This window comes from Bradyrhizobium sp. WYCCWR 12699 (assembly GCF_032144035.1).
Classification (GTDB): domain Bacteria; phylum Pseudomonadota; class Alphaproteobacteria; order Rhizobiales; family Xanthobacteraceae; genus Bradyrhizobium.
In genome coordinates this window covers 1-20,034 of sequence record NZ_JAVTJN010000039.1, presented here as the reverse complement: position 1 = coordinate 20,034, position 20,034 = coordinate 1, and the positions used below count along the sequence as shown (strand labels likewise).

Below are 20,034 nucleotides of genomic sequence, written 5' to 3'. Positions count from 1 at the left end.
GGGCGGCGCTGCCCCGCGCCCTTGGACGTCAGGGCCGGATCACGGTCAGCTTGAACGGCCCGCCATTGGCGGCGGCATGCGCCACGGCCTCGTTGGCATGGTCGAGGTCGAAGGCCGTCGCGTCGTACTCGTCCAGCCTGAGCAGTCCCGCGCGCACCAGCGCGATCAGACGGCTCGCGGCATCCGGCGGGTACATCCAGACGCCGTGGATGCTGATGCAATTGCGCATGATCCAGGGGTAGGGCAGTTCGAGCCCCGCGCCGCCGGCCATGCCGACGCCGCCCATCAGCGCGACGCGCCCATAGGGGCGCACCGTCATGATCGCGGCCCGCACGACGGTCGGGCTGACCGAGGGCGGCATGATGTCGAGCACGCAATCGATCGGCGAGGGCGCCGCGCGCTTCATCGCTTCGCGGTCGTGATCTTCGTTGCCTGTGAGCCTGACCGGTAGCACGCGGCTGCCGAAGCGGCGGACGAGGTCGGCAAGGATCTTTTCGTTGCGGCCCGGCGTGACCACGCAGGCCGCGCCCATCGCCAATGCGACCGAGACGGCTGCGCTGCCGAAATTGCCGGTGGCCCCGCTGACCAGTACGGTTTCGCCTGGTTGGAGATTGGCGGCGAGGAAGCCGCCATAGGGCACCAGCAGTGTCCCCAGCGCGCACCATCGCGTCGCATCCTCCGACGTGATCGCGCCGAGCCGTTTCACATTTTCGGTCGGCACGCGCATCTGCTCGGCAAACGAGCCGTGGCGAAAGTGCTGTTGCAGGCGCATCCCGCCGGGGCCGGCGGCAGTCAGTCCTTGCAAGGCGATGTCGGGCGCCACGACGTCGTCGCGCGAGCGCACCGTGGGATCGCAGAACACCCAGTCGCCGACGCTGAGCTTGGTTGCGTCCGGCCCGATCGCGCGCACCCGGCCGATGCCGCCGGGGCCCGGGATGATCGGCAGGTCGAGGGCGTAGTTGCGCGTCCCATCGAAGACCTCGTTCATGTAGGACAGGACGCGTGTGGCGACGACGTCGACGATGACCTCGCCGGTGCCGAGCACCGGATCCGGGGCATTTTCGATCGCCAGCGGCGAGCCGAAGGATTTGAGCACGGCAGCTTTCATGTTGTTTCACCTCAAAGTTGGGTGAAGCCGATATGCGCCGCCTTGGCGGGGACAGGAAGGCCTGGTATTATCCTAGTATTATCGAGACCCTCCATCCGCGGGAGCGACGACAATGGCCGACCCACGCCGCGTCGAGTTCGGCGATTTTCTGAGGTCACGCCGCGAGAAGCTGTCGCCGAAGACCGTCGGGCTTCCGATCGGCAGGCGCCGGCGCACTGCGGGGCTGCGGCGCGAGGAGGTCGCGCAGCTCGCCGGCATCGGCGTCGACTGGTACATCCGCCTCGAGCAGGGCCGCACCGTCAGCCCGTCCGTCACCACCATCGACGCGCTGGCCCGCGCGCTGCGCCTCAGCAAGACCGAGCACGCACATCTGAAGGCGCTGGCGCGCGACGGTGCCAGGAGCGCGTTCACGCGCGAGATCGTGCCCCCGCCAATCCGGCGGATGATCGCGAGTCTGAAGCAGCCGGCCTATGTCACGGGGCGGCGCTGGGACGTGCTGGCCTGGAACGATGCGGCCGAAGACGTCTTTGCGTTCGGGCAATTGCCGGAGCAGGACCGCAACACGCTGCTGCTGGTGCTGACGAACAAGCAGACGCGAAAAATCTATGGCGCGGGCTGGGCCGACGTCGCCAAGAGCATGGTTGCGATGTTTCGCGCCACCCACGACGTCTGGGCCGGCGATCCCGCCTTTACGGAGCTGCTGACGCGGCTGCGCGAGGGGAGTCCGGAATTCGTCAAATGGTGGGAAGCCCACGACATCCGCAGCACGATGTCCGGCCTCAAGACCATGAACCATCCGACCAGGGGCCTGCTCCGCTTCGAGCACACCAGTTTCCAGGCCAACGACGATCCCGCGCTGAAGCTGGTGATTTACACGCCGGTCGAGGGCTGACGGACGGGACAGGCGACAGCGGCTGAAGACCGATTGGCAAGCTTGCGCTATGGCGCGGCCGTGGCCGCAGGCGTTGCGCTGACGTTCGGCAGTGCGCCACTTGCCGTCCATGGCGTGTCCGTCCAGGGCGTCGGTCGCAGAGCATTTGCCGGCCACGATTTTGCCGGGCCTGCCGCCGCCGAAGTGCAGGAGGTCCCGAGCTGGGTCCACACCGACGTCAAACCCGTCATGTCGATGTTGAAGCTGGTGATGTCAGCCTTTCCCTCCGGCTCCGGCGTGGTCTCGCGGACCTGCAGCGAGTGCGAGGCCAGCACCGCCTTGACCATGTCGGGGTCGACGGCGCCGCTCCAGACCTCGTACTTTCCGAGTCGCACCGGAGGCCCTCCAGCCTCCTTGCTCAAATCGGCGCTGGCGGCCATCAGGATCGTCTTCTTGGCCGTGGCGGCGGCATCGATCTCGCTTGCGACCATCAGCGGCACGCGCTTCTTGTTTTCGCAATACAGGCGCCATTCCATGGTCCGGAACGAGGCGTCGCTGTCCTTCTTCACCGCGGCGACCTTGCTGATGAACGGCCGCGTGCCTTTTTCCAGCCGCCACGTCGTCTCGGCCAGCGGCCGTGTGTCGATCCCGAACCGGTAGAGCTCGGGCCGCGTCAGCACGTGCAGGCTTTCAAATTTCACGGTGCGGATCAGCGCATCGAGCTCGCGGCTGATGCCCATCGACGCAATGAACGCGGCGCGGTCGCGGTCGGCGCTGGCGATCCGGCGCCGCCGCGCCTCCGCAACCATCTCCGGAGGTGGATTGCCTCGAAACGTGAGGATCAGCCTGGAATTATGCACCGCCAGCGCGGCATCGGGGGCAACCTCGCGCGAGGTCGCGCCGATAAACAGGTAACCGCAGGCCGAGTTGCACATCGCGTGATAGGTGGTGAGCTCGGACTCGACCTCGCCGGTGGTGTTCTTGATCTTGAGGCAGGCGGCATCCACCTGCGTGCCGGCGGCGCACGCCGTCGCGATCGTCCGGCCGACCCGCGCGATCGCCTTGCGGCCGCGCAGCAGCCGGCCGATCACATAGGACTGCTCGACGTTGCCGCCGGGCGAATGCAGGTAGATCGGCCGCTGCGTATCCTTGACGCCGGCGAGGAAGCGGCGAATACGCGATGCCGCATCCTGGTCGATCTGGCCCTCGATCGCGATCCAGCGGTCGCAGCCCGGCCCGCACGCGTCGGGTGCGCCTCTTGCGAGATAGATCGTCAGCCTGGAGACAAATCCGGTTTTCTCGGCCGGGGCTTCTTCGGCGCGCAAGGTACCGGGAATCGACAGGCAGCACAGGAGAAGCAGGACTCGGACGAGCATCAAGTATGAAACCACCAAGTGAATATCGACACCGAGGCTACAGGACGATCGGCGCTTTCACAACTTTCGGTGGCGCGCCGATTCACGTTTATTTGGTCACGACGTGGAGCTGGCCGCACTTCAATTCGCGATGTGCTCACCGGCTTTGGCCTCCGCTAATTTGCCTGCAATGTCAGCCGGGGCGGAGCCGCGACCCACCGCGCGACCTCGCGGAACCTTAACGCCTTCATGAGGTTATCAGGGCGCGCGGGATGCAAGCCTCTCGCTGGCGTCGCCGCCGGCTGGACGCGGATGCTGCAGGATTGCTGTGAAACGGTATTCGGCGAAACGAGCAAAGCATCGGGGGGAGTCAGATGACAACGGCGGCCGGGGAGACCTCGACCGATCGCAATGCCGTCCTGGCTGCACTTGGCGACTACATCCGAGAGATCAATAACCCAGACGATCTCGCCTACGCCGCGGCTGAGCTGCTTGGCCGGAGCCTGAGGGTCAGCAGGGCCGGCTACGGCACCGTCGACACGTCGGCCGAGACCATCACCATCGCCCGCGACTGGAACGCTCCGGGCATCAAGAGCCTCGCAGGGGTGCTGCGCTTCCGCGACTACGGCAGCTACATCGAAGACCTGAAGCGCGGCGAGACGGTGGTCTGTGCCGATGCGGAAAAGGACCCTCGCGTCGGCGACCGCGCTCAAGCGCTCGAGGCCATCTCTGCGCGCGCGTTGGTCAACATGCCGATCTCCGAGCCCGACGGGGTCGTGGCGCTGCTTTATCTGAACAACGCGGCGCCGCGCGACTGGAGCCCCGACGAACTGGAGCTGATCCGCGATGTTGCCGAGCGCACGCGCACCGCGGTCGAGCGCCGACGCGCGGAGACGGCCGTGCGGGAGAACGAGGCCCGGCTGCTCTTCCTGGACGCGCTCAACAAGGAGACCGCGAGGACTCGTGATGCCGACGGGGTGATGGCGGTGACGACCAGGATGCTGGGTGAGCATCTCGGCGTCTCCAATTGCGCCTATGCCGACATGGATCCCGATCAGGACGGCTTCACCATTCGCGGTGACTGGGCTGCCCCAGGCGCGATGCATATCCTCGGGCACTACAGCCTGGCAGATTTCGGCAAGAAGGCGGTGCGAGAACTCGGCGCCGGCAGGCCCCTCATCATCAACGACAATCTGAAGGAGATCGCGCCCGAGGAGGCCGCAACCTTCCAGAATATCGGCATAGGCTCGACGATCTGCATGCCCCTGGTCAAGGAAGGGCAGCTCACTGCCCTGATGGCCATTCATCACCGCGGCCCGCATCGCTGGACGGCGCGCGAACTCGCCTTGCTCACCGAGGTCACCGAGCGATCATGGGCGCATATCGAGCGCGTCCGCTCGGAGCAGGCAGCCCGGGAAGCTGCCGAACGGCTGGTTCTGGCGAACAAGGCAGCCGGCATCGGCACCTGGGATTACGATCCGGTCAACGACGTCTTGCGATGGGACAGTCGCTGCAAGGAGGTCTTCGGTCTCTCGCCGGATGCCGAGGTCAGCTACGAAGGGGCGTTCCTGAGAGGCATTCATCCCGACGACAGGCAGCGCGCCCACGAAGCCGTATCCGCGGCCCTCAATCCCCATGCGCCGTCGAGTTACAACATCGAGTATCGAACCGTCGGGATCGAGGATGGCATCGAACGCTGGATTGCAGCGACGGGACAGGCCATTTTCTCCAGCGACCAGGCTGTTCGTTTCATCGGAACGGTGCTGGACATCACCGCGCAGAAGAAAACCGAGCGTCATCTCAGGATACTGAACGACACGGGTGCATCGGTCGCCCGCGAGCGCAATCTCGAGAAGATCGTGCAGATCGTCACGGACGCCGGCGTCGAGCTGACGGGCGCCCAGTTCGGCGCCTTCTTCTACAATGTTCTGACCTCGGATGGCGGCAGCTACATGCTTTATTCGCTGTCCGGCGTGCCGCGATCGGCCTTCGAGAACTTCCCGATGCCTCGCAACACGGCCGTGTTCGAGCCGACCTTCAAAGGCACGAGCGTGGTGAGGTCTGACGACATCCTGCAAGACCCGCGCTATGGCAAGAACACACCGCGGAAGGGCATGCCCGAGGGGCATCTTCCGGTTCGATCCTATCTCGCGGTCCCCGTGATCTCGCGGACGGGTGAGGTGCTTGGAGGGCTTTTCTTCGGTCATGCCGAGACGGCCATGTTCCAGCCCGAGCATGAAGCGGCGTTGCTCGGGATCGCCGGCCACGCCGCCACGGCCATCGACAACGCCCGGCTTCTGACCCGGCTCGAGACGCTCAACGCCGGGCTGGAGCAACGTGTCGCCGACGAGATCGCAGAGCGCATGAAGGCCGAGGAGCAGTTGCGGCAATCCCAGAAGATGGAGGCCGTTGGGCAGTTGACCGGCGGGATCGCGCACGACTTCAACAACATGCTGGCCGTTATTCTCGGCAGCTTGAATCTCGCCAAGCGGCGGCTCGGCAAGGGAGAGGTCAACATCGACCGCTTCATCGAGGGCGCGATCGATGGCGCAAATCGCGCGGCAACCTTGACGCAAAGGCTGCTCGCGTTCTCGCGCCAACAGCCTCTGGCGCCCGAGGTCGTGGACCTCAACAAGATGGTCGGCGGGATGAGCGAGCTGCTGGAGCGCTCGCTCGGAGAGCTGGTTCGCCTCGAGGCCGTCCTGGCGGCCGGGCTTTGGCGCGTCAAGGCGGACCCGGCCCAGCTGGAGAGCGCCGTCATCAACCTTGCGGTCAATGCGCGCGACGCCATGCCGAAGGGCGGCCGGCTGACGATCGAGACCAGCAATGCCTCGATCGACCGGAAATATGCCCGCGAATACGCCCTGTCGCCCGGACAGTACGTTCTCATCGCCGTCACGGATAACGGCACCGGAATTCCGGCCGATGTGCTGGGGAAGGTGTTCGATCCGTTCTTTACGACCAAGGTCGTGGGCAAGGGCACCGGCCTCGGCCTCAGTCAGGTCTACGGCTTCGTGCGGCAGTCGGGCGGCCACGTCAAAGTCTATTCGGAAGTCGACGTTGGCACGACGGTGAAAATCTATCTTCCACGCTTTGCGGGCGAGGAGGCGCCTTCAACGTCGTCGCAGGGCGTTACACATCCTGGTGCAAGCCTTCAGAGCGAGACCATCCTCGTTGTCGAGGACGACGAGCGGGTCCGCAGCATCTCATCCGAAAGCCTGCGCGAGCTTGGCTATACGGTCATCGAAGCCGCGACTGCCAGGGAAGCGATCAGGACCATTGAAAATGGTCTCATTCCGGACCTGCTGTTTACCGACGTCGTCATGCCCGACATGACCGGCGCTGAACTTGCTACCGAGCTGTCGAAACGATACCCGGATTTGAAGGTGCTGTTCACGACCGGGTATACGCGCAACGCGATCGTTCACAACGGCATGCTCGATGCCGGCAAGCATCTGCTCTCCAAGCCCTTTGCGATCGAAGACCTGGCGACGAAGGTTCGCAATCTACTCGACGAGGGATGAGGACATATCGGGCGAAGAATCCGTCTGATTTGCAAGCCGCCCTCGCAAGCGCTATGTCCCGGCTTTCGTAGAGAGCCCCGACATGACGATCTCCGATGACAACGACCTGACGCGCCTGAAAGAGATCGGGCGCATCGTCGCCAATACGCTGGAGGCGATGGGGAAGGCGATCGAGCCGGGCATGACCACGTCCGAGCTCGACCGGATCGGGCGAAAGCTGTTGGAAGCCGCCGGCGCGCGTTCGGCCCCGGAGCTGTCTTACGATTTTCCCGGCGCGACCTGCATCAGCGTGAACGAGGAGATCGCGCACGGCATCCCGGGCGAGCGGCGGATCGCGCGCGGCGACCTCGTGAACATCGACGTGTCAGCCGAGAAGAACGGCTTGTTCGCCGATACGGGCGCCTCCTTCGCCGTTCCGCCCGTCGCCCGCGCGATTGAACGGCTTTGCCGGGACGGCCGGCGGGCGATGTGGACAGGCCTGCAGCAGGTTGGCGCCGGCAAGCCGATTGCCGGGATCGGCCAGGCCATCGGGACCTTTGCGCGGAAGAACGGCTACAGCCTGGTCAGGAATCTCGCCAGTCACGGTGTCGGCTTGTCGCTCCATGAGGAGCCGACGGAGATCGCGACATGGCCCGACCGCTCCGAACGCCGCATCATGAACGATGGCCTGGTGTTCACCGTCGAGCCGTTCCTTTCCATGGGCGCCGCGTGGGCAGAGAATGGCGATGACCCCTGGACTCTCTACAGCAGTCCCGAGGCGCCGACCGTGCAGTACGAACACACCGTGATCGCCACGCGCAACGGACCGTTGATCGTGACTATGGCCGGTTGAGGCCGCCGAGGCCTAAGTCCGATCACGTCAGGCGGTCGATGATCTGAAGGAGCCGGTCGGAGGAGGCCGCGATACGCCTGAGCGGGGACGTTGCGATGCCCAGCAGCAGTCCTGGGCGCGCCGAAGCCTTTGACGCGTACCAGAGCGACAGCGGCGTCGGCGCCAGTCCAAGCGCTGCTGCTTCCCTGGCGATGGCAAGGTCGGGGGCTCGGTCCGGCAATCGCAGCACCGCGGCCAATCCGGCCATCGCAACGTTTACGGTCCGCGGCCGGAGGTATTTGAGCAATGCCTCGCCTTGCGCGGCGTAGGCGCGCTTGGTGCGTCGCAGATGCCGGAGATAATGGCCCTCGCGGATGAAATCGGCGGTGGCGAGCTGCACCGCGCGCCCAGGCGCCGGAGCAAGGCACGCCGCAGTCTCGGCAAATCGCGACGCCAGAGCGGCGGGTGCCACGACAAAGCCGAGCCGCAAGGCAGGGCTAATGGTCTTGCTGAACGAGCCGATGTGAACGACGCGGCCGGAGCGATCGAGCGAGGCGAGCGCCGGCGTGGCCCGGCCCTTGAGTTGAAGTTCGCTGAGATAATCGTCCTCGATCACCCACGCCTTGTTTTGGGTCGCCCAGTCCAGCAGGCGCGCGCGTCGTGCCAGTGACAGCGTGGATCCGAGCGGCGCTTGCTGCCCGGGCGTCACGACAGCCAGCGCCGCGTCGGGTGCATGGCGCAGGCCGTCGTCGACGTCGATGCCATCCGCGTCAACCGGGATCGGCACGATCGACAATACCGCGAGCGCGAGCCCATGCCGGGTGAAAGGAAAGCCGGGATCCTCCATCCAGACCTTTTTCTTCTGCTCGAGGCCGAGGGCTCGGAGCGCCAGGCCGAGGCCGCCGGCGAAGCCGCTGGTCATGATGATCTGGGACGGCATGCATTCGATCCCGCGCGCCAGCGCAAGATAGGCCGCGATCTCGCGTCGCAAGTCCGGCTCGCCGCGCGGATCGGGGTAGATCGCGGGAGCGCTCATTTCGACACGAGCCGCCCGTGCGTGCATGCGCGCGAGCAGCGTCGCGGGAAAGGTCTCTCGCGAAGGCACGCCCATTTGGAAGATCGCCGGGCCCGCAATGAGCTCCTGGTACATTTCCATGAACGAGCCCGGTGCCGGGGCCTTGTCCCGCCGCACGGGGAAGCGCGGTCGGTCGGCGACATGCGTGCCGGTCGCGCGGGCCGCGACGATCAGTTGGGCGGATGCGAGCTTTTCATAGGCTGAGCGCACGGTGCCGCGCGCGACGCCGAGCTGGGCCGCCAGATCCTGCCATGAGGGCAGGCGCGCGCCCGGTGCGAGCACGCCGTTTTCGATGGCGGCCCGGATCCCTTTGTGGATCTGCTCGGCCAGCGGTGTCTTCGCGGACCGATCGAGCACCAGCCGCAGCGGTTTGGTCATGGTTCTTGGTACACGATTTTCGTGCGTTCTTGGTCCTTTTTTATGAACCATGGCAGGGGCATCTGAGGGAGGAAAGGAAGGGAGTGCTTGCTCCCTCGGTTATCAAGGAGAATGCAGCTGGGTGAGCGTCTCAACTACAACCACATTGCACCGGCCGGCGCGAAGGCACTGGGCGGCGTCTATGGCTACGTCATGCAGAGCGGGCTTCCTGCGACACTGGTGACCCTCGTTTACCTGCGCGTCTCGCAGATCAACAATTGCGCCTATTGCCTCGACATGCACACGCGCGACCTGCTCAAGAACGGCGTGAAGATCGAAAAACTCGCATTGGTCCAGGCCTGGGCCGAGGCCGGTCATCTCTTCGACGAACGTGAACGCGCCGCACTCGCATGGGCCGAGACGGTGACCCGCGTCGCGGAGACGGGCGTTCCGGACGAGGCGTATCAGGCCGTTCGCGCGGTCTTCGGCGAGCGCGAGCTCGTCGATCTCACGATCGCCATCAGCATGATGAACGCCTACAACCGCATGTCGATCAGCTTCAGAAACACCCCGCAGGCCGCGCTCGAGAAGGCGGCCTGACGGATCGCGCGGCATCAATCGAATGAAAGGCAGGAGTCTGAAGATGACGAGCGTGATTTCCGGCGTCAGAATTCCCGACAGCCAACTGGCGCGCGAAGCCACCGACCTCGTGCGCAGCTATCAAGACGAGATGCTGTTCAATCATTCCGTCCGCGTCTACGTGTTCGGTGCGATGAAGGGGCTGCGTCAGAAGCTGAAATTCGATTCCGAATTGCTCTATGTCGCGGCGCTGTTTCACGATCTCGGCCTGGTCGATCACTACCACACGCCGACAAAACGGTTTGAGGTCGACGGGGCCGATGCTGCGCGGGAGTTTCTTCGGGCACGCGGGATCGCCGAGCCGCAGGCCGATCTGGTCTGGGAAGCCATCGCGCTCCACACCACGCCCGGCATTCCTCAATATATGAGGCCGGAGATCGCTCTCACCAACGCAGGCGTTCTGGTGGACGTCGTCGGCGTTGGATACGACGACTACACCCCGGAGCAGCGCGACCAGGTGATATCGGCGTTTCCGCGCGGTGACTTCAAGAACGAGTTCCTGAAGGTACAGACCTGCTCGGCACTGAAGAAGCCGCAGACGACGTTCGGGACCGTGAATTTCGATTACATCGAGGATCACGACCCCAGCTTCCGCAAGCCGAACGCGTGCACACGCATCCGCAACACCCCTTGGCAAAGCTGAGCCGGCGCAACTGCTTGGCTTATCCGGCGCCAGCGGCGCCTCTGGAGCGGCGAGGGGCCGGCGACTTCTTCCGCGCAGAGAAATAAGGGTTCACCACGCAACTCGCCGAGCGTCCGACGGCGAGATATTTGCACTGCGCGAGCGAGCCGTAACGGCAGTCGAAATAGCCGACGGGGCCGTAGATCTGCATGCAGACGGGATAGCTGGGGTCATAGGTCTGCGCGCATGCGGATCCGCCCGCGAGGAGCAGGCCGATTGCAACGAGCGCGAGGCCGGAGCTGCGCATCTCAGCGCGGCAGGTAGTAGCCGGGTGAATAGCCCGGCGTCTGTGCGCGCGGACGATTCTGATAGGCGTAGGGATCATCGCTCTGTCCGGCGAAATATGGATTCGCGATGCAGGTCAGGGCGCGTCCCGAAGCGCTTGCCTGACACTGCGCGTAGGTGTCGAACCTGCAATTGCTGAGCCCCGGCCATTCATCGCCGGTCAGGCAGAACGCGTGATGCGTGCCGAACGCGCGCGCGGGTGTGCTCGCGCTCGACACGAGTGCAAATGTGGCGAAAGCGAGCGAAAATGTGGCGGCAATGGGGAGCGTAGTTCGTCTTCGCATCTCAATTCTCCATCACGCGAATGTGCGCGCGACGTTGTAACGCGCGCATGCAATTTATCTTGTGCCGCCGACAATGGAACTACAGAAAACACTTGTTTCAAAGGGTTTCGGACGCGCTCTGATAAATCTTCATTAATGAAGCGCGGGCCTTTGGCGCGAACTGTGGCGTCGAGGTTACAGCAATTCCGTCGATCGCTGTTATGACCAGCGCACGGCCAGGGGGCCTAACGACGAAACTGGAACGGGACTCAAATGAAGAAGAATTTGTTGCTTGCTGCTGTGAGCCTTGTCGCGCTGAGCGCGACTGCGCCGGCGCTGGCTGCTGACCTCGCAGCGCGGCCCTACACGAAGGCGCCTGCGATGGTCGCCGCGATCTATGACTGGAGCGGCTTCTACATCGGCATCAACGGCGGCGGCGGTTCGGCGCACTCGACCTGGGATCTCGTCGGCGGCGGCCGTGAAGGTTCGCACGATGCGACCGGCGGCACGGTCGGTGGCCAGATCGGCTATCGCTGGCAGTCCGGCCAGTTCGTGTTCGGCGTGGAAGGCCAGGGCAACTGGGCCGACTTCTCGGGCGACAATGTCAGCGCGCTGTTCGCAACGCGCAACCGCTCGAAGATCGACTCGTTCGGTCTGATCACCGGTCAGGTCGGCTACGCCTGGAACAACGTCCTGCTCTACGTCAAGGGCGGTGCGGCTGTGGTCGGCGTCAAGTACGACGTGTTCAGCACCGCCTCGGGCGCGCTGCTGTCCTCGAACGACCAGACCCGCTGGGGCGGTACGGTCGGTGCCGGCCTCGAATACGGTTTCGCACCGAACTGGTCGGTTGGCGTCGAGTACAACCACATCTTCCTGTCGGACAAGGACGTCACGTTCGCTGGCCTGGCGGGTACCGACCGCATCAAGCAGGACGTCGACATGGGTCTCGTCCGCCTGAACTACAAGTTCGGCGGCCCGGTGCTCGGCCGTTACTGATCCTGATCGCTCGCCTTCGGGCGGTCGTCGAAAAGCCCCGGCCTTGGCCGGGGCTTTTTTATTGCGCGAATTCAGCGAGTTAACCATTGCCCCTGGAGATCGTCCGTCGCGCTTGACTCCTGAGAACGAAATGAGAACAATGTTCTTCATACGTTCTAGCAAGGGAGCGAGACATGTTCAGGGTTTTCGTCGAAGAAGCGGCCGCACTGGCGTCGATCACGCTGTTCGTCGGGATGATCGCGATCTGGGCCCAGGTCATACCGCAGCTCTGATTCCCCGGCTTGACGCGGGAGGCGCCGGTCGGCCTTGGGGAAAAGAGGGACGATGTGGCCAATCGGCCGCTCCGGCGTGGACTCTGAAGCTGCGACACCTCACCATTGCGAGGCGAGTCGGCAGGACAGGGCAGATGCGGGTGCATGATGCCCCAGGGAGCCGGCGACCGCTCCATCCCCATCTGCAAGAGGCCGTCACGCGACCATGCCGAGCGCCGGATTTGTCCACCTTCACGTTCACTCGGCCTATTCGCTGCTCAAGGGCTCGATCAAGATCGCCAAGCTCGCCGAGCTTGCGAAGAAAGACCACCAGCCGGCGCTGGCGCTCACCGACACCGACAACATGTTCGGTGCGCTGGAGTTCTCCGACAAGATGGCGGGCTCCGGCATCCAGCCGATCGTCGGCTGCGAGCTGGCGATCGATTTCGGCGATCAGGATCCGAATGCGCGCAACGCGATCGGGCCGTCGCGCGTGGTGCTGCTGGCAGCACAGGAGCGCGGCTATCGCAGCCTGATGCGGCTGAACTCGCGCGCATTCCTGGAGACGCCCGATACCCACGCCTGCCACATCAAGTTCGACTGGCTCGAGGGCGAGACCGAGGGCCTGATCGCCCTGACGGGCGGACCGGACGGGCCGATCTCGCTGGCGCTGGCCGGCGGTCATGCCGAGCTCGCGGCCTTGCGCTGCGAGCGTCTGGCCGGCCTGTTCGGCGATCGCCTCTACGTCGAATTGCAGCGTCACAACACCGAGAAGGAGCGGCGCGTCGAAAGCGGCCTGATCGACATCGCCTATGCCAAGGGCCTGCCGCTGGTCGCAACCAACGAGCCGTATTTCGCGACAACGGACGATTACGAAGCGCATGACGCGCTGCTCTGCATCGCCGGCGGGCGGCTGATCGCAGAGACCGAACGCGAGCAGCTCACGCCCGATCATCGCTTCAAGACGCGCGCCGAGATGGCGGTGCTGTTCGCCGATATTCCGGAGGCGCTGGCCTCGACGGTGGAGATCGCCGAGCGCTGCTCGTTCCGCCCGATGACGCGCAAGCCGATCCTGCCGTTCTTCACCGTCGGCGCCGCGCAGAGCTCGGACGCAGCCTCGGTCGAGGCCGCCGAGTTGAAGCGCCAGGCGGAGGAGGGGCTCGCCAAGCGCCTCAGCGTCCACGGCCTGTCGCAAGGCACGACCGAGGAGGACTACAACAAGCGCCTGGCGTTCGAGCTCGACGTCATTATGCGCATGAAATACGCGGGCTACTTCCTGATCGTGTCCGACTTCATCAAATGGGCGAAGAGCCAGGGCATTCCGGTCGGGCCGGGCCGCGGCTCGGGCGCGGGCTCGCTGGTGGCGTGGGCGCTGACCATCACCGACCTCGACCCGATCAAGTTCGGCCTGCTGTTCGAACGCTTCCTCAATCCCGAACGCGTCTCGATGCCGGACTTCGACATCGATTTCTGCCAGGACCGCCGCGGCGAGGTGATCAAGTACGTTCAGGAGCGCTATGGCCGCGACCAGGTCGCGCAGATCATCACCTTCGGTACGCTGCAGGCGCGCGGCGTGCTGCGCGACGTCGGTCGCGTGCTGCAGATGCCCTATGGGCAGGTCGACAAGCTGACCAAGCTGGTGCCGCAGAATCCGGCCGCGCCCGTGACGCTGGCGGCCGCGATCGAGAGCGAGCCAAAGCTGCAGGCGTTCCGCGACGAAGATCCGGTCGTGGCGCGCGCCTTCGACATCGCCCAGCGCCTCGAAGGCCTGACCCGCCACGCCTCGACGCACGCGGCCGGCATCGTGATCGGCGATCGCCCCTTGAGCGAACTCGTGCCGATGTACCGCGATCCGAAGTCGGACATGCCGGTGACCCAGTTCAACATGAAATGGGTCGAGCCGGCCGGCCTCGTCAAGTTCGACTTCCTCGGCCTGAAGACGCTGACCGTGCTCGACGTCGCCTGCAAGCTGCTCAAGCCGCGCGACATCCACGTCGATCTCGCCACGCTGCCGATCGACGACGCCGAGAGCTACCAGATGCTGGCCCGCGGCGAGGTGGTCGGCGTGTTCCAGGTTGAAAGCCAGGGCATGCGGCGCGCGCTGGTCGACATGCGCCCGGACCGTTTCGAGGACATCATCGCGCTGGTGGCGCTGTATCGGCCGGGCCCGATGGCAAACATCCCGACCTATTGCGCGCGCAAGCACGGCGACGAGGAGCCGGAATATCTGCATCCCGTGCTGGAGCCGATCCTGAAGGAAACCTTCGGCGTCATCATCTACCAGGAACAGGTGATGCAGATCGCGCAGGTGATGTCGGGCTATTCGCTCGGCGACGCCGACCTCCTGCGCCGCGCCATGGGCAAGAAGATCCGCGCCGAGATGGACAAGCAGCGCGACATCTTCGTCGCGGGAGCGGTGAAGAACGGCGTGCCGAAGGGCCAGGCCGAGACCATCTTCGAGCTGCTGGCGAAGTTCGCCGATTACGGCTTCAACAAGAGCCATGCGGCAGCCTATGCGCTGGTGTCCTACCACACCGCCTACATGAAGGCGCATTATCCGGTCGAGTTCATCGCGGCGTCGATGACGCTCGATCTCAACAATACCGACAAGCTCTCCGAATTCCGCTCGGAGGCGCAGCGCCTCGGCATCAAGGTCGAACCGCCGAACATCAACCGCTCCGGCGCGACCTTCGAGGTCGGCGAGAAGACGATCTACTACGCGCTCGCAGCGCTCAAGGGCGTCGGCATCCAGGCGATCGAGCAGATCATCGAGGAGCGCACCAAGCGGGGATTGTTCACCTCGCTCGCCGACTTCGCAGCACGGGTCAATCCGCGTGCGATCAACAAGCGCATCATCGAAAGTCTCGCCGCCGCCGGCGCCTTCGACACGCTGGAGCCGAACCGCGCCCGCGTCTTCGCCGGCGCGGATTCGATCCTCGCCGCCTGCCAGCGCGCGCATCAGGCCGAGACCATCGGCCAGAACGACATGTTCGGCATGTCGGCAGATGCGCCGACCATCATGCTGCCGCAGATCGAGCCGTGGCTGCCGGCCGAAAAACTCCGCCGCGAATACGACGCCGTAGGCTTCTTCCTGTCGGGCCATCCGCTCGACGATTACGCCACCGTGCTGAAGCGGCTGCGGGTGCAGAGCTGGGCGGAATTCTCGCGCGCGGTGAAGACGGGCGCCACCGCCGGCAAGGTCGCGGCCACCGTGGTCTCGCGCATGGAGCGGCGCACCAAGACCGGCAACAAGATGGGCATCATGGGGCTCTCCGATCCCACGGGCCATTTCGAGGCGGTGCTGTTCTCCGAAGGCCTTGCGCAATATCGCGACGTGCTGGAGCCGGGCGCCGCCGTGCTGCTGCAACTGGGCGCCGAGCTGCAGGGCGAGGACGTCCGCGCCCGCGTGCTGCATGCCGAGCCGCTCGACGATGCCGCCGCCAAGACGCAGAAGGGTCTGCGCATCTTCGTGCGCGACACCAAGCCGCTGGAGTCGATCGCCAAGCGTTTGGCCGGTCCCGACATGGCGGCATCGAACGGCGCGGCGCCGAAGATCGGCAGTCCGGGCATCGCGCCGCGTTCGAACGGCGACGGCGAGGTCTCGCTGGTGATGATGCTCGACCTCGAGACCGAGGTCGAGATGAAGCTGCCCGGCCGCTTCAAGGTCTCGCCGCAGATCGCCGGCGCGATCAAGGCGGTCGCGGGCGTGGTGGACGTGCAGCAGATCTGACGCTTGCGCGCATTGCCGCAAACCAAAGCTTAACTAACAAGCTCATGCATGGTTTCGAAGTGTGCCGGGCACAGCTATCAGTTGTGGCCCGGCGCGCAATCAAGGAAGAACAACCATGTGTGACAAATGCTCTGAAAATCTGCATCAATCGGTGGCTTCCTCCCGCCGCTCGATGATGCTCTTCGCCGCCTCCGCGCTCGGGGTGGCCGCGTTTGGCGGGCCTGCATTGGCCAAGGAGGCGAAGGCGCCGCCGAAGCCGCAAAACGTGCTGTCGCCCGATGCCGCGCTGAAGCGGCTGATGGACGGCAATTCGCGCTACGTCTCGGGTGTGTCGCGCCGCCACGACTTCACGCATGAGCGCGAGGCTCTGGTCGGCGGCCAGAATCCCTACGCAGCCGTCCTGAGCTGCGCCGATTCACGCATCGCACCCGAATATGCCTTCGACAGCGGACGCGGCGATCTGTTCGTGTGCCGCGTTGCTGGAAATTTCGCCGGCGACGAGACGGTCGCGAGCATGGAATACACCGTCGCGGTGCTCGGCACGCCTCTGATCCTGGTGCTCGGCCACGACAATTGCGGCGCCGTCGATGCGACCATCAAGTCGCTGAAGGACGACAAGCCGCTGCCCGGGCACATCCCGACGCTGGTCTCCGCGATCGCGCCGTCGGTGAAGACCGCGGCCGGGCAGAGCGGCAACGCGCTCGACAACGCCATCCGCCAGAACGTCATCGACAACGTCGCCAAGCTGAAATCGGCCGCCCCGCTCCTCAATGCAGCGGTCGAGCAGGGCAAGCTCAAGGTGGTCGGCGGTATCTATCGGCTGAGCACGGGGGCCGTCGAGTTGCTTGCCCTGAGCTGAGCCTCAGGGCTGAGACCCAGGGCTGAGCGCATCGGATGCCGGATGGCCGCGCCTCTTTCCCGCAGAGGCCGGCCGCACGGCTTCGGCATAGGGCAGCGATGCTGCGCGTGTTGCAATCAGAAGCTGTCTTGCGCTAGCCTCACGCCGGGACAGGCGGGGGCGTGGATGATTTTGCGTGGGGCTGTGCTGCTGATTGCGGCGGCAATGCTGGTTGGCTGTCAAACAGAGCGGAGCGGACTGGATTACGCGACCGCGATGCGGAGGATCGGACCGCCGAAGGCGGGGCAGGCGCGCATCGTGGTGTTTCGCGAGAAGGGGTTCGGTGGCGTAGCCGACGCAGGCTGGGAGTTTGCGTTGGATGGCGCGGTGCTCAAGGGGTTGAAGACCGGCACCTACCTCTATGTCGATCGGCCGGCCGGCCAGCACCAGTTTTTCGCGGCAGAGCCCGGTTTTCCCGGCGAGACGCATCAGGACATCGCAGTCCAGTCCGGCCGAACCTATTTCTATCTGGCCCGAAACAGCGATCGCAAGAATGCGGTGATCGCGAATGCCAGCACCGGGCTCCTCGGATACGGACTTACCCTGGCGATGACGTCGGCCTACAAGAATCAGGGGCCGGTGGATTTCTCGCCCGTCGATGAGGCGGCTGCGCGGACGACCGTCGCCGAACTGAAATTGGCCGAATGAGATCCGCGGCGAGACCGCCGTCGCAGCGAGACTGACGCCAGGCTGACACCGGTGACGGCGCAGCCACGCCATCGCCTCAATCCGAGCCTTTCGTTCAACGGCCATTCAGCCGGCCGCGCGCCTGATGCGTGGTGCCATCTCAACAACAAAAGCGGGCAAGAGAGCCATGCGCGGGACGTTCAAAGTCTTCATCTGCCTTCTCCTGCCGATCATGGCCCTTGCGGCCGGCGCGCCGGACGCGGCCCGCGCCCAGCAGCCGGAGAAGCGCATCGCGCTCGTGGTCGGCAATGGCGCCTATGCCAAGTCGCCGCTGGCGACGACGGCGAACGATGCCGGCCTGATCGCGCAGACGCTGCAGGCGGCCGGCTTCGACGTCGTCGGCGCGCGCGATCTCGACGGCGACACGCTGCGCAAGAGTTTTCGCGACTTCATCCAGAAGGCCCAGGCCTCGGGGCCGGGGACGGTCGCGATGATCTATCTCGCCGGCTATGGCGTGCAGATTGCCGGCGAGAACTATTTCATCCCGGTCGATTCCAACATCACCCGCGACACCGACATTCCGACCGAGGCCTTGCGCATCAGCGACTATGCGCGCCAGCTCGCCGCCATTCCGCTCAAGGCCAACATCGTCGTGCTCGACGCTGCCCGCGCGCAGCCCTTCATCGAGGGCGGTCAGCCGATCGCGAGCGGTCTGGCGCTGGTCGAGCCCGACCCGAACATGCTGATTGCGTTCAACGCGGCGCCCGGCACCGTCGCGCCGGAGGAGCCGGGGCCGTACGGTATCTATGCGCAGTCGCTGGCAGAGATGATCCGCACCGGCGGCCTGCCGCTGGCGGAGGTGTTCGACCGCGTCCGCCTGCGCGTCAACGAAGCCAGCAAGGGCGCGCAGGTGCCCTGGAACGAGCAGAAGATATCGGCGCCGTTCTCGTTCTTCGAGCGCGGGCCCGACGCGCCGCCGTCGCAGGCCGCACCCGACCAGGTCGCCGCCATCCGCAGCAAGCCGATCCGCGATCTCGGCGTGCAGGACGCCTATGCCGCCGCGCTCGAGCGCGACACCTTTGCTGCCTATGAGGAATTCCTCGCGGCCTATCCCGGCGATCCCCTAGCGAAGCGCGTGATGGCGATCGTCGCGGCGCGCCGCGAAGCGATCACCTGGCGTCGGACCTACCGGACCGACACGCCGGAAGCCTATTGGTCGTATCTGCGCCGCTATCCGCGCGGGCCGCACGCGGGCGATGCGCGCCGCCGCCTTGCGATCCTCACCGCGCCGGTCGAGCCGCCGCCGAGCTTTGCGATGATCGACTACGACGTGCCGCCACCGCCGCCGGAGGAGGTGGTCTATGTCGATCGCCCGGTGCTGTATTTCAGCGATCCCGATTTCGGCTTCGCGCCGCCACCGCCGCCACCGGTCTATTATTTGCCGCCGCCGCCGCCGGATTTCGTCGTGCTGCCGCCGCCGATGCCGGTGGTTGGCCTGTTCGTGCTGCCGCAGCCGGTGTTCGTGCCGATCCCGGTGTTTGTCCGGCCGCCGGTCTATGTCGCGCCGCCGCCGAACAACATCATCTACCAGAACATCCATAATGCGACTGTCATCAACACCGTGATCAATCGTCCGCCGGCACCAGCCGCGGGCGTGGGAGCAGGGAGCGGACCGGCCAGTCTCGCGCCGGCGATTGCCGGTCGCGCCAGTCCCGCGGGCCCGACCCTGCCGCAGGCCGCCACGCAGCGCGCTACCCTGATTCAGCAGGGCAAGGCGCCGATGCCGCCGAGCGCGACGATCCAGCCGACGGCGAGGACCGCGACGCCTCCGGCCACGCCGACCGCCGTCGCGCCGACCGCAGCGCCATCCGTCGCGCCACAGCCCAGGCTGCCACAGGCCAACTCGCTGCCGGTTCCCGGTGCCCAAGGCGGGCCGCCGACGCCGCCCGCGGGGGCAGGGAGTGTGCCGGGCAGCAGGCTCGCTCCGACGGCCACCGCCCCCACGAGCCCGCCGACCCATCCGGCAGCGTCGACCACCGCAACTCCCGGTGCGCCAGCGCAGGCTCATCCCAATGCGCCAACGGCGGCCGCCCCGGCGACTGTGGCGCCCAACGCGACAAACCCTGTCGCTGCGCCCGGCCAGCCGCCGAAGCCGCCGGTGGCGCAGACACCGCCCGGGACCGCCCCCGCGGACCGCGCCAAATCTGCCATCCGCGAGCCGGCTGGCACGCCACCATCGGCTGTGCCGGGCTCCGCTCCTGGCGCCGCGGGGAGGCCGGTCCCACCGCCGCCCTCGGCCGCGCGCCAGCCGATCAGGCCGCAGAATCAGCCGTCGGCTGCTCCGGCGCAGGCAACCCGGCCGTCTGCACCACCCGCGCACCCGCAAGCCGTGGCAAGACCGACACCCCCGCCGCCTGCGGCCGTCGTGCGTCCGACACCACCGCCTCCGCCGCGTGTCGCTTCGCCTCCACCGGCACGGGTGGCTCCGCCCGTGGCGGCAGCGCGGCCGGCGCCTCCGCCGGCCATGGCGCGGCCGGTGCCGCCTCCGCCGGTCGCCCGGCC

At 65.9% G+C, this 20,034-nt stretch carries 15 protein-coding genes; 10 read left to right on the top strand and 5 right to left on the bottom strand.

What is annotated here, in order from left to right; all coding sequences use genetic code 11:
* Nucleotides 1-28: 28 nt before the first annotated feature.
* Nucleotides 29-1,108: a zinc-binding alcohol dehydrogenase family protein gene (locus RPS27_RS30880; RefSeq protein ID WP_212068999.1), complete on the bottom strand. Its 1,080-nt coding sequence runs from the start codon at nt 1,106-1,108 to the stop codon at nt 29-31.
* A gap of 112 nt (nt 1,109-1,220) precedes the next feature.
* Here RPS27_RS30880 and RPS27_RS30875 point away from each other — a divergent pair, with 112 nt between their 5' ends.
* A complete protein-coding gene (locus RPS27_RS30875; protein ID WP_212068998.1) occupies nt 1,221-2,000 on the top strand; it encodes a helix-turn-helix transcriptional regulator in 780 nt (259 codons plus the stop codon).
* A 47-nt stretch (nt 2,001-2,047) separates the two neighbouring features.
* On the opposite strand, the gene RPS27_RS30870 is transcribed toward RPS27_RS30875, so the two are convergent.
* Nucleotides 2,048-3,355: a hypothetical protein gene (locus tag RPS27_RS30870; protein WP_212068997.1), complete on the bottom strand. Its 1,308-nt coding sequence runs from the start codon at nt 3,353-3,355 to the stop codon at nt 2,048-2,050.
* A gap of 353 nt (nt 3,356-3,708) precedes the next feature.
* On the opposite strand from RPS27_RS30870, the gene RPS27_RS30865 reads away from it, so the two are divergent.
* Together RPS27_RS30865 and map are read left to right on the top strand one after the other, a co-directional pair.
* A complete protein-coding gene (locus tag RPS27_RS30865) occupies nt 3,709-6,858 on the top strand; it encodes a GAF domain-containing protein (RefSeq protein WP_211416827.1) in 3,150 nt (1,049 codons plus the stop codon).
* 82 nt (nt 6,859-6,940) lie between these two features.
* Nucleotides 6,941-7,690 (top strand): type I methionyl aminopeptidase, encoded by a 750-nt coding sequence (map, locus tag RPS27_RS30860; protein ID WP_212068996.1) that lies wholly within the window; start codon nt 6,941-6,943, stop codon nt 7,688-7,690.
* 22 nt (nt 7,691-7,712) lie between these two features.
* Here the strand turns inward: map and RPS27_RS30855 are convergent, their stop codons facing one another.
* A complete protein-coding gene (locus RPS27_RS30855; protein WP_212068995.1) occupies nt 7,713-9,122 on the bottom strand; it encodes a PLP-dependent aminotransferase family protein in 1,410 nt (469 codons plus the stop codon).
* Between the two features lie 117 nt (nt 9,123-9,239).
* Here RPS27_RS30855 and RPS27_RS30850 point away from each other — a divergent pair, with 117 nt between their 5' ends.
* Nucleotides 9,240-9,701, top strand: a complete 462-nt coding sequence (locus RPS27_RS30850; RefSeq protein WP_211416830.1) for a carboxymuconolactone decarboxylase family protein — start codon at nt 9,240-9,242, stop codon at nt 9,699-9,701.
* A 43-nt stretch (nt 9,702-9,744) separates the two neighbouring features.
* Nucleotides 9,745-10,383 (top strand): HD domain-containing protein, encoded by a 639-nt coding sequence (locus tag RPS27_RS30845; protein WP_212068994.1) that lies wholly within the window; start codon nt 9,745-9,747, stop codon nt 10,381-10,383.
* Nucleotides 10,384-10,402: 19 nt separating this feature from the next.
* On the opposite strand, the gene RPS27_RS30840 is transcribed toward RPS27_RS30845, so the two are convergent.
* Nucleotides 10,403-10,669 carry a DUF3551 domain-containing protein gene (locus tag RPS27_RS30840; protein ID WP_211416831.1) on the bottom strand — a complete coding sequence of 89 codons (267 nt, stop codon included), beginning with the start codon at nt 10,667-10,669 and terminating at the stop codon, nt 10,403-10,405.
* A gap of 1 nt (nt 10,670) precedes the next feature.
* On the bottom strand, nt 10,671-10,991 hold the full coding sequence (locus RPS27_RS30835; protein WP_212068993.1) for a DUF3551 domain-containing protein: 321 nt from the start codon (nt 10,989-10,991) through the stop codon (nt 10,671-10,673).
* Nucleotides 10,992-11,243: 252 nt separating this feature from the next.
* Between RPS27_RS30835 and RPS27_RS30830 the strand changes: the two genes are divergently transcribed.
* From RPS27_RS30830 to RPS27_RS30810, 5 genes are all read left to right on the top strand, one after another.
* Nucleotides 11,244-11,966, top strand: coding sequence for an outer membrane protein (locus tag RPS27_RS30830; protein WP_194407883.1), 723 nt, complete (start codon nt 11,244-11,246; stop codon nt 11,964-11,966).
* 477 nt (nt 11,967-12,443) lie between these two features.
* Entirely contained in the window at nt 12,444-15,947 is a 3,504-nt protein-coding gene (gene dnaE, locus RPS27_RS30825) for a DNA polymerase III subunit alpha (RefSeq protein ID WP_212068992.1), read from the top strand.
* 115 nt (nt 15,948-16,062) lie between these two features.
* Nucleotides 16,063-16,806: a carbonic anhydrase gene (locus RPS27_RS30820; RefSeq protein ID WP_212068991.1), complete on the top strand. Its 744-nt coding sequence runs from the start codon at nt 16,063-16,065 to the stop codon at nt 16,804-16,806.
* Between the two features lie 165 nt (nt 16,807-16,971).
* On the top strand, nt 16,972-17,493 hold the full coding sequence (locus RPS27_RS30815; protein ID WP_212068990.1) for a hypothetical protein: 522 nt from the start codon (nt 16,972-16,974) through the stop codon (nt 17,491-17,493).
* A 166-nt stretch (nt 17,494-17,659) separates the two neighbouring features.
* Nucleotides 17,660-20,034, top strand: a 2,375-nt coding sequence (locus RPS27_RS30810; protein ID WP_313754917.1) for a caspase family protein, incomplete at its 3' end; no start/stop codon positions are given.